General features: G+C 52.9%; 12 protein-coding genes. 7 read left to right on the forward strand and 5 right to left on the reverse strand.

Annotated elements, in window-relative coordinates:
* Positions 1 to 281 precede the first annotated feature (281 nt).
* Together C9I92_RS24625 and bamJ are read right to left on the reverse strand one after the other, a co-directional pair.
* Positions 282 to 764, reverse strand: a complete 483-nt coding sequence (locus C9I92_RS24625; RefSeq protein WP_047887621.1) for a DUF2780 domain-containing protein — start codon at positions 762 to 764, stop codon at positions 282 to 284.
* A gap of 181 nt (positions 765 to 945) precedes the next feature.
* The gene (gene bamJ, locus C9I92_RS24630; RefSeq protein WP_047887622.1) at positions 946 to 1,566 is read right to left on the reverse strand and encodes a BamJ family beta-barrel-assembly machinery protein; all 621 of its coding nucleotides are present in this window, start codon (positions 1,564 to 1,566) and stop codon (positions 946 to 948) included.
* A 123-nt stretch (positions 1,567 to 1,689) separates the two neighbouring features.
* On the opposite strand from bamJ, the gene C9I92_RS24635 reads away from it, so the two are divergent.
* Positions 1,690 to 2,418, forward strand: coding sequence for a LysM-like peptidoglycan-binding domain-containing protein (locus C9I92_RS24635; protein ID WP_047887623.1), 729 nt, complete (start codon positions 1,690 to 1,692; stop codon positions 2,416 to 2,418).
* 103 nt (positions 2,419 to 2,521) lie between these two features.
* Here the strand turns inward: C9I92_RS24635 and C9I92_RS24640 are convergent, their stop codons facing one another.
* From C9I92_RS24640 to C9I92_RS24650, 3 genes are all read right to left on the reverse strand, one after another.
* Positions 2,522 to 2,992, reverse strand: a complete 471-nt coding sequence (locus C9I92_RS24640) for a GNAT family N-acetyltransferase (protein WP_047887624.1) — start codon at positions 2,990 to 2,992, stop codon at positions 2,522 to 2,524.
* Positions 2,993 to 3,085: 93 nt separating this feature from the next.
* Complete coding sequence (locus tag C9I92_RS24645) at positions 3,086 to 3,658, reverse strand: Crp/Fnr family transcriptional regulator (RefSeq protein WP_047887625.1); 573 nt, start codon at positions 3,656 to 3,658, stop codon at positions 3,086 to 3,088.
* Positions 3,659 to 3,757: 99 nt separating this feature from the next.
* Positions 3,758 to 5,719 carry a bifunctional 2',3'-cyclic-nucleotide 2'-phosphodiesterase/3'-nucleotidase gene (locus C9I92_RS24650; protein ID WP_047887626.1) on the reverse strand — a complete coding sequence of 654 codons (1,962 nt, stop codon included), beginning with the start codon at positions 5,717 to 5,719 and terminating at the stop codon, positions 3,758 to 3,760.
* A 395-nt stretch (positions 5,720 to 6,114) separates the two neighbouring features.
* On the opposite strand from C9I92_RS24650, the gene cysG reads away from it, so the two are divergent.
* Genes cysG through cysQ form a run of 6 tightly spaced genes read left to right on the forward strand, consistent with a single transcriptional unit; the run spans position 6,115 to position 13,041 of the window.
* Complete coding sequence (gene cysG, locus C9I92_RS24655; protein WP_047887627.1) at positions 6,115 to 7,539, forward strand: siroheme synthase CysG; 1,425 nt, start codon at positions 6,115 to 6,117, stop codon at positions 7,537 to 7,539.
* 13 nt (positions 7,540 to 7,552) lie between these two features.
* Positions 7,553 to 8,461, forward strand: coding sequence for a sulfate adenylyltransferase subunit CysD (gene cysD / locus C9I92_RS24660; protein ID WP_047887628.1), 909 nt, complete (start codon positions 7,553 to 7,555; stop codon positions 8,459 to 8,461).
* A gap of 10 nt (positions 8,462 to 8,471) precedes the next feature.
* Entirely contained in the window at positions 8,472 to 9,902 is a 1,431-nt protein-coding gene (cysN, locus tag C9I92_RS24665; RefSeq protein WP_047887629.1) for a sulfate adenylyltransferase subunit CysN, read from the forward strand.
* Positions 9,903 to 9,907: 5 nt separating this feature from the next.
* Positions 9,908 to 11,635, forward strand: coding sequence for an SLC13 family permease (locus tag C9I92_RS24670; protein ID WP_047887630.1), 1,728 nt, complete (start codon positions 9,908 to 9,910; stop codon positions 11,633 to 11,635).
* Between the two features lie 25 nt (positions 11,636 to 11,660).
* On the forward strand, positions 11,661 to 12,281 hold the full coding sequence (gene cysC / locus C9I92_RS24675; RefSeq protein WP_047887631.1) for an adenylyl-sulfate kinase: 621 nt from the start codon (positions 11,661 to 11,663) through the stop codon (positions 12,279 to 12,281).
* Between the two features lie 13 nt (positions 12,282 to 12,294).
* The gene (cysQ, locus tag C9I92_RS24680; protein ID WP_107193937.1) at positions 12,295 to 13,041 is read left to right on the forward strand and encodes a 3'(2'),5'-bisphosphate nucleotidase CysQ; all 747 of its coding nucleotides are present in this window, start codon (positions 12,295 to 12,297) and stop codon (positions 13,039 to 13,041) included.
* Positions 13,042 to 13,690: the final 649 nt, after the last annotated feature.

Here is a 13,690-nt window from a genome sequence, read left to right on the forward strand (position 1 = left end):
GCGCAGTGATGTGGCTTGGCATGTAAGTTGGTGATCTAGTGACCTAGTGATTGGGAAACTGGGTGACGAGACCCGGAGAGTGGGTAGTAGGGTTCAGTAATACGGGGGCTTTGCTGCGTTGCTCTGATGACGACTTCGAGACTTGCACCTGTCCTTAACACGCGGAGATGAAAAAGCCTTACCTGTTCGCAGGTAAGGCTTTGTTATTTTTACATCCCGCTGACAGAGGCTACAGGGCAGACAGGTATCTTGCCGTCGCGTGTCACACGGAGGCAAACGGCTTATTGTGCCGCTGGAGCCCAGATGTTACCCAGTGACTGCAGCAGGCCGGCGCTGGCACCCTGGTTACCCAGGAATTGCAGGACAACCGGGACAAACTGGCTGACCATGCTGGCATCCATACCCAGTGCGGCAAAGATTTTGTTGATGGTTTCCATGTTACCCAGCAGAGCGCCAATGCCCGGAGGTAGGCTGCCAGTCAGGGCTTCTGCACCCGGAATCATTTTGGCCAGCTCTGTGGCTTGTGATCCAGACAGTTGGCTGGTTGCGGCGGATAGCAGGGCACCAGCACCACCGGCGGCTTGCTCCGGCGTTACGCCCAGCTGAGTGCTCAGCAGGCTGGCCAGTGGGTTCTCGGCAACCGCTTCAGTGGTTTTGCTGCCGAACAGATCCGTCAGGCTGAAAGCTGAGCTGGTGGCTGGCATCATGAGCAGACCAGTCAGTGAGCCGATAACAAGGATACGTCGAGACCAAGTTGCTGACATCTTATTTCTCCAAGGGTGGTCGTCTTCTGGGCAAGGCCAGTATCGACCGGGTTAATAAACCTTTTGCCGGTGAGCATCGGGAAAAGGCTGGGGGATATCTGACAGGCAGATGGTACTAAAATTCAGTCGGGACGATCAAAAAACGGTGCCGAAGCACCGTTTTTGGTCTTCCTCGGAAGGATTACAGGATATCCAGAAGTTCTACTTCGAATACCAGAGCAGCAAATGGAGGGATAGCTGTACCCGCACCACGCTCGCCGTAGGCCAGATCGTGAGGGATGTACAGTTTCCATTTAGAGCCAACAGGCATCATTTGCAGGGCTTCAACCCAGCCTTTGATCACGCCTGTTACTGGGAATTCTGCTGGTTGACCGCGCTTAACAGAGCTGTCGAATACAGTACCGTCAGTCAGCTCACCGTGGTAGTGAACGCGAACTTGTTTGTCTGCTGTAGGGATGTCACCCTGACCTTCAACCAGGATCTCGTACTGCAGGCCAGATTCAGTCACTGTAACTTCAGGGCGTAGTGCGTTATCTTTTAGGAACGCTTCGCCTTCCGCTGCTGCTGCTTTCGCTTGCTCTTGGCGAGCAGCTTCGGCACGAGTGTGAAGTTCACGCAGGGCATTGTTGATCTCGTCTACTTCGATTTCTGGCATGTCGCCAGTCAGTGAAGTCGCGATACCTTTAGCAATGGCTGCCACATTCAGGCCTTCCAGGCCGCTTTGTGCCAGCTGTTGGCCCATTTGAAGACCGATACCGTAGCTTGCTTTAGATTCAACTGTATCTAGTTTTACGTCAGACATGGTGTCATCTCTTTGGTAGAGTGAATGAAGCAGGCAGGATAACAGTTTCACCCCCTGAGGGTAAACCATTGTGACATGCTGTCTTGAGTCAAGCATGAATTGGAAAGCGCTGGAGTGTTGTTTATGGGACAGGCCAAACGCCGCACACAAAAGAAAACAGAATTTACATGGCCCCGCGTCACGTTTGATAAGGCCTCGCTGCTGGCAATGCGGGAAAAACTGAAAACCCGACTGGCACCGGTAACGGAAAAATGGCAACAGTTACCGCGCTTCCACCGTCGTGCGCTGATGGTGCTGGCACCGTTGCTGGCTATTCTGCTGATGCTGCCGAGCCGTGCGCCGGTCCCGGCTGAAAACAGTGACCCGGTGCGACGAGAACTGTCACTTCAGTTGAATGAGCCTCAGCCGGAACAGGTGGTGGTTGGTGATCGTGCAGAACCGGCTTCGCCGAAACGGGAGGTGGTCGAGCAGCGTCTGCGGCCACTCAATCCGCCACCGGCCGCTCAAACCAAGCCGGTCCCGGCAAAACCAGTAGCTGCTTCTGGCCAGGCGACCCAGAACGCCTCGGCGTCTGCTCCGTCGTCATCGCAGCCGTGGGTGCAGTACAAAGTGAAAAGTGGTGAAACGTTGGCGATGATTTTCCGTGAACGTTCGCTGCCGCTGGCGGATCTGTATGCCCTGGCCGCTATTGAAGGAAAAGACAAACCTCTGAGTCAGGTTCAGGCAGGTCAGTTGCTGCGTTATCGGCAAACCGCTGGCGGGGGACTGGATGCCTTGCAAATCGAAGGGCGCAGCGGTGAGCCGGTGATGTTTTTCCGCCGCTCCGACGGCAGCTTTGTGCGTAGCCAGTAGCCGGCGCATCAGCCAGATAGTCGTATCCCCTGGCTCTCACTTCCCGGAAGACCAATAAGCAAAAAGCCACCGAACTGTCGGTGGCTTTTTGCTGGTAGGACGCTCAGGGCTGGTCAGCATTGACCGCCTTGGGTAGCCGCATATCAATATGGGGAATACCGTCTTCCAGGTATTCTGCCGAAATCGGCTCAAATCCGTAACGACAATAATAAGGCTGGAGGTGTGACTGGGCGCCGATATCAATAGTTTGACCGGGCCAGTGATGTTCTGCCAGGCGCAGACCTTCAGCCAGTAACCGGTGACCAAGCCCGTTGCCGCGCGCCGTGGCTGCGGTGGCAACCCGGCCAAGGCTGACGTTGGGGTAAGTCGTGCCCGGTGCCAGCAAGCGCAGATAGGCAACCAGCTGGTTGTCCTGATAGCCCAGAAGGTGACGCGTTCCCGGGGCGCGATCATGATCGTCCAGTTCCGGATAAGGACATGCTTGCTCCACCACGAACACATCGCAGCGCAGTTTCAGGCAATCGTATAGCTGGTGGGTGGTCAGTTGATCAAAACTCAGGCAGTGCCACTGCATCTTCTCTCCTCGTTACCATATCTCATCGCTCAGGATGCGGTCAGCATAATGCATACTGACCGCCTGTGCATTTACAAAAGCGAACTATCACGGTTACGGGTGCGGTGAATCCTGGCGCTTGCGGATTCGGCTCAGGCTGGTCGCGGTCACGCCCAGGTAAGAGGCCAGCTGGTAATCGGTCACCCGTTCCAGCAATTCCGGGAAGCTATCGCAAAACAGTTGTAAGCGTTGCTCCGGACTGTGGAGCAGCATGAATCGCTCCTTATGTTCCTTGAAACGAAGCTGACGTTCGAGCAGTCGGACATACAGGGGATTGCGTTGCTCTCGCCAATGATTGAGCAGGCTGATTGGCAGGGCTAGCAGGTGGCTGGCCGACAGGGTTTCCAGCAAATACGGTGAGGCTGAGCCGGTCAGCAGGCTCTCAAAGCCGATCAGGATGTCCTGATCCCAGTAAAATTCCTTGCTGAACTGTTTTCCCTGGGGAGTCAGGTAGCAGGCGTGGCAAACGCCATCAATCAGAAAATAGACGGAGTCAGGGGCGGCGCCCTGATTGAGCAGAACATGGCGAGTCGGCAACTCGAGCGGACTGGCAACCGCCAGGGCTTCGTTCACTGTTGCGTCACAGGCTCCGTGTTCGCGAAGAAACTCGGCGAAGACCGCATGCATGGTGATAAACCTATCTAGGGTGATAATGCCGGAATCATAGCAAAAAAATACCGCAGCAGAAGCTGCGGTATGCAGTACATTTTCTTATGGCTGGAGCCGTTATTTTTGCAGGTCGATGCGGTAAACCGCAAAGCCGACTTTGTCGGTACCGACCTGTTTCATCGGGTACTGGCCTTTGCTCTGAATAAATCCGGCTGCTTTTTCGCCCGGTGCAGTTTCAAACGTGATATTCAGGCGTTTGTCACTCTTGAGCGGCGTGAAGTGCCAGTTGTTGTCTGCGCTCGGGACGACCTGCCCGCGTTCTTTACTGATGCGGGAGATGTAGTCAGCAACAACCGTGCGGTTTTCATCCGGGGAAGCAAAGGCAACGTAAGCTTCGCCAGTGCCGGCAAACTTCCCGCTGTAGGCACGGTAGTTGTTGGTGGCAATAATGAACGGCTGTGCCGGGTCGACCGGTTTACCGTTATAAGTCAGGTTCCCGATCCGTTCTGCTTGCGCGTTGATCAGTTTACATTCACCGTCGTAGCGGGCGGGTTGGGACACATCGATGCTGTAGTTCACACCGTCAATGACATCGAAGTTATAGGTGCGGAAACCATCCCAGTTAATTAGTCCCTGCGGTTGCTCGGATTGGGTATCAATCTGGTTAAACTGACCGGCGGAACACTCCAGCCATTCCTTCACTTCTTTGCCGGTGACTTTCATCGCCACCAGGGTATTCGGGTACAGGTACAGATCGGCGGCATTGCGGAATGTCAGCTGACCGGATTCCACTTCGGTGAAATTGGTTGGATCGTTACCACGACCGCCGGCTTTAAATGGTGCGGCGGCGGACAGAACCGGAATGCCGTCCAGGTCGGGATCGCCCTGAATAAAGCGCTCAACATAATCTTTCTGTGCCAGATTGACGATCTGCACGGTCGGATCATCCTGCACCAGTGCCAGGAAGCTGTACATCACATCGCTGGCCTGGCCGATCGGCTGGTTCACAAAATCCCGGGTCCCTTTGTGTTCGGCTTTGATCGCATCAACCAGTTTCGGGTCAGCCTCAACCAGCGCTTCACCTTTGTATTTGTCAAAAATCGGCCGGGCTTCGGTCTGAGCAGCGGTGACTTTCCAGCTCTCGCCGTCTTTTTCCAGTACCAGATCCATAACCCCCAGGTGATCGCCCCAGCGGCCCGGCATCACGGCAGCGACACCATTGATGGTGCCTTTCTCGATATCGGTGTTAGGTAGCTGCGCGAACGCCTCGCCCGGGAAAACCGCATGGGAGTGCCCAAAGGCGATAGCGTCAATCCCCTCGACTTGCGTCAGGTAGTAGACCGAGTTTTCCGCCATCACTTTGTAAGGATCTGCCGAGACTCCTGAATGCGGAATAGCCACGATGATGTCCGCCCCTTCGGCCTTCATCTGCGGGACGAATTTTTCTGCGGTTTGCTTGATGTCTTTGGCTTCGACTTTGCCTTCCAGGTTCTTCTTATCCCAGATCAGGATCTGCGGCGGCACGAAACCGATGTAGCCGACCTTGACGTCATGCTCGCCACCCTCGGTATCTTTGAAGGTGTACGATTTGATGAGGTAAGGCGTAAACAGGTTCTTGCCGGTTTTCAGATCGTACACGTTGGCATTGATGTACGGGAAGCTAGCTCCCGCCAGGGATGCCTTGAGGAAATCGAGTCCATAGTTGAACTCATGGTTCCCCAGGTTGCCGACCTCGTAGTCCAGCAGGTTCATGGCTTTATAAACCGGGTGCACCTCGCCGTTTTTCAGGCCCTTGGCTGCCATGTAATCGCCCATTGGGCTGCCCTGAATCAGGTCACCGTTGTCGACCAGAATGCTGTTGGTGACTTCGCCGCGAGCCTGCTGCACCAGCGTGGCGGTACGCACCAGACCTGTTTTCAGGGTCGGCTTGTCTTTGTAGTAGTCGTAATCCATGACATTGGTATGAATGTCAGTGGTTTCCAGAATGCGAAGCTTAATGGTATCGGCCATTGCAGGACCGGCTGCTGCCAGCAGGCCGCTCAGAATAGCGATAGACAGAGGTTTGGCTGAGAGCTTCATGGATATCTCCGTGATCACAGGAAAGAGGAAAGCGTGCATAAGGTAGCAAAAAGTGTGTACATGTTTGGTGACATGATTGCCTTAATGTGCCGGAGATCTCTATTTTCTTTCCGTGCCGGGGAAATATGCCGACGCATTCAGTATCGGGAGGCCATCACAGCCCACCGGATGCTAGGCCAAAAAGTGATAGCATAGTTGAAAAAAGACTAACCGTAGCCGCTGGTTAGGCGACAATTCCCATCATCTGCAGGATTTTGCCTATTCTGGCTCCCTTCCCGTCCCATTCCGCCCGTAGCTCAAACATTTTGGAATAAAAAATGAAATTTTAGAATTTCAGGTCATATTTACGCCCCTCTATAGTGCTCCTAATTAACGAGATTGCGGGAGCACGGAACATGGATTATCTGCCGATATTTGCTGACTTAAAGCGTCGACCATGCCTGGTGGTAGGCGGAAATGATATTGCCTGGCGCAAAACCCGCATGCTGCTGAAAGCCGGTGCAGATGTCCGGGTGATTGCCGAAGCGCTGTCTCCGGAATTCCAGTATGCCGTTGAGCAGGGTCAGGTGACCCATATCGGTACCATTTTCTCGCCCAGCGATCTGGACGGCATTTTCCTGGCGATTGCCGCCACCGAGCGAAAAGCCGTGAATGCACTGGTCTACCAGTCTGCCAATCAGCGGCAGGTACTGGTAAACGTGGTGGATGACACTCAGCGATGCAGCTTTATTGTGCCGTCGATTGTGGATCGCTCCCCGATTATCGTCGCTGTGTCGTCTTCCGGTCAGGCTCCGGTACTGGCCCGCCTGGTACGTGAGCGACTGGAAGCCCTGTTGCCGCAGCATCTCGGCACGATGGCCACCCTGGCCGGGCGTTTTCGCTCTCGCCTGACAGAAAAAGTGACCTCTTTTGCAGAGCGTCGCCGTTTCTGGGAGCAGGCGTTCGCCGGACGCTTTGCCTCTTTGGTCGCCAAAGGCGATCACGCAGCTGCCGAGCTGGAGCTGGAAGCGTTGGCCAACGGGGTGGAATCCCGTGGTGAAGTGGCGCTGATTGGGGCCGGTCCCGGTGATGCCAGCCTGCTGACGCTACGAGCCCTGCAGCTCATGCAGCAGGCCGATGTCGTGTTGTATGACTATCTGGTGTCAGACGAAGTGATGGATCTGGTTCGCCGGGATGCGGAACTGATCAGTGTCGGTAAAAAAGCCGGGTTCCACAGTGTGCCGCAGGAAGAGACCAACCGCCTGTTGGTGCAGTATGCGTCGCAGGGCAAACGGGTGGTACGCCTGAAAGGCGGGGATCCGTTTGTGTTCGGGCGCGGTGGCGAAGAGCTGGAAGTGCTGTTCGATGCCAATATCCCGTTTGAAGTCGTGCCGGGCATTACGGCCGCAGCCGGGGCAACGGCCTATGCCGGGATCCCGCTGACCCACCGTGACTATGCCCAAACTGCCATGTTCGTGACCGGTCATATCAAGCCGGACGGCAAACAGTTGGAATGGCACACGCTGGCACGGGGCAATCAAACTCTGGTGATCTACATGGGGCTGATGAATTCTCTGGATATTCAACTAAATTTAATTAGACATGGACGTGCTCCAGACACCCCGATTGCTATCATTGAGCGTGGTACCCAGCGTTCGCAAAAAGTATTTAAAGGTCAGCTGTCTGAGCTGGCTGATCTCGCTCAACAAGCTGCCTCACCGTCGCTGATTGTGGTTGGTGAAGTGGTAAACCTTTCAGAAAAACTACATTGGTTCGGCAAGCAGGAACAGCAATTGCATAACACGTTTGATGAGCAATCAACGGTTGTGAAGCTGGCTTAGCATGGAGAGAGTAATGGACCCTAAACGACTTACCCACCTTAAGCAGCTGGAAGCGGAGAGCATTCACATCATCCGTGAAGTCGCTGCGGAATTTGATAACCCCGTCATGATGTACTCGATCGGCAAAGATTCATCGGTCATGTTGCATCTGGCACGTAAGGCCTTTTATCCGGGCAAGATTCCGTTTCCATTGCTGCACGTGGATACCGATTGGAAATTCCGCGAAATGATCGAGTTTCGTGATCGTACGGCGCAGAAATACGGCTTTGAATTGCTGGTGCATAAGAATCCGGAAGGGCTGGCGATGGGGATCAACCCATTCACTCACGGTTCGTCAAAGCACACCGACATCATGAAGACTCAGGGGCTGAAGCAGGCGCTGAATAAATACGGTTTTGACGCGGCCTTCGGCGGCGCGCGCCGGGACGAGGAAAAGTCTCGTGCCAAAGAGCGGGTGTACTCGTTCCGTGACAAAAACCACACCTGGGATCCGAAGAACCAGCGTCCGGAATTGTGGCATACCTACAATGGCCAGATTAACAAAGGGGAAAGCATCCGAGTCTTCCCGCTGTCGAACTGGACCGAGCTGGATATCTGGCAATACATCTATCTGGAAGGGATTGAAATCGTGCCGCTGTACCTGTCGGCCGTTCGTCCGGTGGTTGAGCGTGATGGCATGCTGATCATGGTGGATGATGATCGGATGGAACTGAAGCCGGGTGAGCAGATTGAACACAAGAGCGTCCGTTTCCGTACCCTTGGCTGTTACCCGCTGACCGGGGCTATTGAGTCTGAAGCGAATACCTTGCCAGGCATCATCGAAGAGATGCTGGTGGCAACGTCCAGTGAACGTCAGGGACGGGCGATCGACCACGATCAGTCCGGTTCGATGGAGCTGAAGAAGCGTCAGGGTTATTTCTAAGGAGAGCAGGATGAACAGTGTAATTGAACAACAAGTGGCTGAGTTAGGCATTGAAGCCTACCTGGATCAGCACCAGAACAAATCCCTGCTGCGTTTCCTGACCTGTGGTTCGGTGGATGACGGTAAAAGTACCCTGATTGGTCGACTGCTGCATGACTCGCAGCAGATTTATGAAGATCAGCTGGCCGCGATTCACGCTGACAGCCAGAAAGTTGGCACGACCGGTGATAAACCGGATCTGGCGTTGCTGGTGGACGGCCTACAGGCTGAACGCGAACAGGGCATCACAATTGATGTGGCGTATCGCTATTTTTCTACCAAACAGCGCAAGTTCATCATTGCCGATACCCCGGGGCATGAGCAATACACCCGTAATATGGCAACCGGTGCATCGACCTGTGATGTGGCTGTGATTCTGATTGATGCCCGTAAAGGGGTACTGGATCAAACCCGACGCCATTCCTACATCGCCAGTCTGCTGGGGATCCGCCATTTTATCGTGGCGGTGAACAAGATGGATCTGGTGGGCTTTGAGCAATCGCGCTTCGATGCCATCCGGGATGAATACCTGACATTTGCAGCCCAGCTAAATGCTGAACTGGATATCAAGTTGGTGCCGTTGTCCGCGCTGGATGGTGACAACGTGGTGGAGCTGAGTGACAGCACCCCTTGGTATGACGGGGAATCTTTGCTGTCACTGCTGGAAACGGTGGATATCAGTAAAGATCGTCAGTCCGGTGAATTCCGTCTGCCGGTGCAATATGTCAACCGCCCGAATCTCGATTTCCGTGGGTTCGCTGGTACGGTTGCATCCGGCGTGGTACGTGTCGGGGACGCAATCAAAGCATTGCCATCCGGTAAAACCTCGATCGTGGATCGCATTGTGACTTTTGATGGTGATCTGCCGCAAGCGGTTGCCGGTCAGGCCGTGACTCTGACTCTGGCCGATGAGATTGATATCAGCCGTGGTGATACCTTGGTACCGATAACCAGCAACGTGGCGCTGAGTAACCGTCTGCTGGCGGATGTGGTCTGGATGGCGGAAGCGCCGCTGCAGGTCGGTCGTCAGTACGATATTAAAGTCGCGGGCAAGAAAACGGTCGGTTCGGTCGAAGTCATTCGTCACCAGGTCGACATTAATAACCTGCAAACGTTTGAGACGCCTGAGTTGCCGCTGAACGGAATAGGCCTGTGTGAAATCAACCTGACTGAGTCCATTGCGGCAGACAGCTACGCACAATGCCCGGATACCGGTGGGTTTATCTTCATTGACCGACTGACCAATGTCACGGTTGGTGCGGGGATGGTACGTGAAGCACTGGCTGAGCAACACACGGCCACCACGGCCCAATATTCAGCTTTTGAGATTGAATTGAATGCTCTGATCCGTAAGCACTTCCCACACTGGGATGCCAAGGACATCAGTAAGCTATTGGGGTAACGCACATGGGATGGGAACAGGGAATGGTTTTCGCCATGTTGTTGGTCATCATCAGCTGTTTGCTGCTGACCCGAATCAAACCTGCGTTCCTGTTTGCAGGCGCCGCGTTTATCGGGTTCCAGTTAGGTTTGATTGATTTACCGACACTGGCGGGGAATTTTACCAATTCGTCGTTACTGACACTGGTGCTGTTGATCCTGGTTTCCATTGCTTTGGAGAAAACGCGGTTGGTGAGCTGGGTAGGCCGCCAACTGTCTCAGGGCGGACAATCTACCGTTGTCGCAAAACTGGGCTTATCAACAGCGTTTCTTTCCTCATTCACGAACAACACCGCCGTGGTGGTATCGCTGATTGGCGCCATCAAGCGTAATCAGCGTCATGCGCCTTCTCGATTGCTGATCCCGCTGTCGTATACGGCAATCCTCGGTGGCACGCTGACCCTCATCGGCACCTCGACTAACCTCATCGTTAACAGCTTTGTTGAAGACGCCGGGTTGCCGAGTCTGGGCTTTTTTGCTCCGACGGCTATTGGTGTCGCGGTATTGGTGGTCGGGCTGGTGATTCTGATCCCTCTCAGTTACCTGTTACCGGTGCATGAGGAGCAGGGTCAGGATGATCTGCCGTACTTTCTGGAAGCCAAGATCAAAGCAGATTCGCCTTTAGTGGGAAAAACCGTTGCGGAAAACGGGCTGCGGGCTTTGCGTCGGCTCTTTCTGGCTGAAATCCTGCGTGACGGCAAAACACTGGCTCCGGTGTGTCCGGATACCCGGCTGCAGGCCGGTGACACTCTGTTGTTCTGTGGAGATGTCGAAAGTGTTACCACTTTGCAGGAAATCAGTGGATTACAGCTGTTCGGCCAACACCATTTAAATGGCCAGTCGATGCTGGAAGTGATCGTCAGCCAGTCGGCGGGGATTTGTGGAAAAACCCTGAAAAGCGCGGAATTTCGTGAAAAGTTTGATGCCGTTGTGGTCGCCATTCGCCGGGGCCACGAACGTCTGGCTGGTGGGTTGGGGAATATTGAGCTGCGTGCCGGGGATACTCTGGTGGTGGTGCCGGGTAAAACGTTTCATGAAAAACAGCGTTTGCTGAACCGTGAATTTGTGCTGGTCAGCGGGCTGGATTCCAGCGCTAAGCTGGATGGCAAAAAGAGTGCGGCTGTCCTGTTTGGGTTTGCGGCGGTCATTCTGGCTTCATTGTTTGACCTGTTGCCAATCATTAAAGGCCTGGCGGCATATTTGGTCATGCTGGTGGTGAGTGGGGTGATCTCGTTTGCCGAATTAAGACGCCGTTTCCCGGTCGACATCGTTGTGATTGTGGGCTCAGCCCTTTCGTTAGCGCAGTTGATGCTGTCTAGTGGGCTATCTGAAAGTATGGGTAACGTACTGATGTCGGCTTTTAACGGTTGGGGCATCTACGGCGGCTTGATTGCTGTGTATTTCATGACCTTGGTGCTCACCGAGCTGGTGACCAATAATGCCGCCGCGGCTCTGGCTTTTCCAATTGCATACAGTCTGGCACTAAGTTACGGGGTCGATCCGATGCCTTTTATTATGGCGATTCTGTTTGGAGCCAGTGCCAGTTTTATTTCGCCTTACGGTTATCAGACCAACCTGCTGGTCTACACCGTGGGCAATTATAGGTTAAAAGATTATTTTCGAGTTGGGCTACCGGTCTCCTGCGTATATTCCGTGGTTGTGCTGGCGTTGATCCCACGCCTCTTTCCATTTTAAGTATTGATGACAAACGGAGTTGATAATGACCTCGGCTGTACAGACTCATGATAATGACAACGTGGTGTGGCACGCTCACCAAATTGACAAAGCGTTCAGATCACAACAGAAAAAGCAGCAACCTTGCGTATTATGGTTCACCGGATTGAGCGGTGCGGGAAAATCCACCGTGGCCGGAGCGCTGGAAACTCGTCTGGCTGAATTGGGTTTTCATACCTATCTGCTTGATGGTGACAATATCCGCCATGGCTTGTGCAAAGATCTGGGATTTTCGACAGAAGATCGCCGGGAAAATATTCGCCGGATCGGCGAAGTGGCTAAGTTGATGGCCGATGCCGGATTGATTGTGCTGAGTGCGTTTATTTCCCCCCATCGTCAGGAACGACAACTGGTGCGTGACATGCTCCCGAGCGGTGAGTTTCTGGAAGTCTTTGTCGACACACCATTAGAGGAATGTGAAAAGCGTGATCCCAAAGGCTTGTATAAAAAAGCCCGCGCAGGTCAAATTAAGCACTTTACTGGAATTGACTCTGAGTACGAAAAACCTGAGGCACCAGAAATTCACCTTCAGGCTGGCGACTATACTGTCAGCGAGCTGGTGGATCAGTGTGTGGCTCAACTTAAACACAATCAGATTATCCGTTAGTAAGGAGTAACGAGTGGGGAATCAACTGTCGTCTTTATATGACATCGCAATTGCTGCCGGCAAAGTGATCATGGAGCATTATCACAGTCAGGTACAGGTAACAGAAAAAGCGGATAGCAGTCCGGTTACTGAAGCTGACTTGGCAGCCAATGCCCTGATCATTGAAGAGTTGGAAAAGCTCACTCCTGATATTCCAATCCTGTCAGAAGAATCGGCGCATACCCCGTGGCAAGAAAGGCAGAAGTGGGAGCGGTTCTGGCTGGTTGACCCTCTTGATGGCACAAAAGAGTTCCTTCGTAAAAACGGTGAGTTTACGGTGAACATCGCTTTGATCGAGCAAGGCAAGCCAGTGTTGGCTGTGGTGCATGCCCCGGCATTGAACAAAAGCTGGTTAGGCGACGGTTCTCAGGCCTGGCTGGAAACGAAAGCGGGACGCGAACGGATTCGGGTCCGACCTGCAACGGTTCCTACAGTGGTTGGCAGTCGTTCCCATCCGAGTCCTGAATTGGCAGGGTTTCTGGAAAACTTGGGCGAGCATAAAATGGCAGAGGTCGGCTCGTCTCTTAAGTTTTGTATGGTAGCGGAAGGGCGTGCTCAATATTACCCAAGGCTCGGCCCAACGATGATGTGGGATACGGCGGCGGGTCAATGTATTGCGGAAAGTGCAGGTGCTATTGTCTTGGATAAGGAAGGGCAACCTCTGCAGTATCACCGGGAGGAACTGTTAAATCCTTCTTTTATTGTTTCTCTGACAGTTTAAATCGATCATTTCCTTCAAACAGGGCTGACATTGTCAGTCCTGTTTGCATTTTGACGTTTGAAATTGTGATTTTCGGCTAAGCTTAATGAGATTTTTGAGGTAAACACTCTCAATAATTGCTGGTATTTTGTGTTTTTAACCGGTTAATGTTGTTTTTCTCATCAAGTGAGAAGAAAAGACAATATTTTACCTTGCCAATATAATAGGAGTCCCTATAATGCCGCCTCACCAGCACGGTTGGCGGTCTTGGATAAGTTATCCATAACCTGTGAATAACTTGTTGGTCGATAGGTTTGATAATTTGTTGAGTGTTAAAAGCTTGACATCATCGTTTGAACGACTATGATTATCAGCCTTTCCTCAGGCTTGTATTGCTAAGTTTATAAAAACCTAGCTTTTCAAATCTGAGACCTGTCAGTAAAGGGTTTTGAGGAAATTACTTCAAAAAAAACTGTTGACAGGGTGGTTGCTTCTGGTAAGATGCGCAACCTCAGCAACGACAAGTCAATCGTTTGTTGCTGTAAGTTCTTTAACAATTTGACCATGCAATCTGTGTGGGCACTCGTGAACTGATAGTCAAAAAGATTTATCGATGAACTGAGTGACCAATTCAAAATGACTTCGGTTATTTTGGCACAGTCAATTTAAT

It is taken from the genome of Photobacterium ganghwense (genome assembly GCF_003025595.1).
In the GTDB taxonomy this organism is placed as follows: Bacteria; Pseudomonadota; Gammaproteobacteria; order Enterobacterales; family Vibrionaceae; genus Photobacterium; species Photobacterium ganghwense.

What these genes read in the sequence shown, in the direction of transcription:
- C9I92_RS24625 (WP_047887621.1), bottom strand. Translation starts at nt 764, where the DNA reads ATGTCAGCAACTTGGTCTCGACGTATCCTTGTTATCGGCTCACTGACT.
- C9I92_RS24650 (WP_047887626.1), bottom strand. Translation starts at nt 5,719, where the DNA reads ATGAAGCTCTCAGCCAAACCTCTGTCTATCGCTATTCTGAGCGGCCTG.
- cysN (WP_047887629.1), top strand. Translation starts at nt 8,472, where the DNA reads ATGAACAGTGTAATTGAACAACAAGTGGCTGAGTTAGGCATTGAAGCC.
- cysG (WP_047887627.1), top strand. Translation starts at nt 6,115, where the DNA reads ATGGATTATCTGCCGATATTTGCTGACTTAAAGCGTCGACCATGCCTG.
- cysC (WP_047887631.1), top strand. Translation starts at nt 11,661, where the DNA reads ATGACCTCGGCTGTACAGACTCATGATAATGACAACGTGGTGTGGCAC.
- bamJ (WP_047887622.1), bottom strand. Translation starts at nt 1,566, where the DNA reads ATGTCTGACGTAAAACTAGATACAGTTGAATCTAAAGCAAGCTACGGT.
- cysD (WP_047887628.1), top strand. Translation starts at nt 7,553, where the DNA reads ATGGACCCTAAACGACTTACCCACCTTAAGCAGCTGGAAGCGGAGAGC.
- C9I92_RS24670 (WP_047887630.1), top strand. Translation starts at nt 9,908, where the DNA reads ATGGGATGGGAACAGGGAATGGTTTTCGCCATGTTGTTGGTCATCATC.
- C9I92_RS24645 (WP_047887625.1), bottom strand. Translation starts at nt 3,658, where the DNA reads ATGCATGCGGTCTTCGCCGAGTTTCTTCGCGAACACGGAGCCTGTGAC.
- C9I92_RS24640 (WP_047887624.1), bottom strand. Translation starts at nt 2,992, where the DNA reads ATGCAGTGGCACTGCCTGAGTTTTGATCAACTGACCACCCACCAGCTA.
- C9I92_RS24635 (WP_047887623.1), top strand. Translation starts at nt 1,690, where the DNA reads ATGGGACAGGCCAAACGCCGCACACAAAAGAAAACAGAATTTACATGG.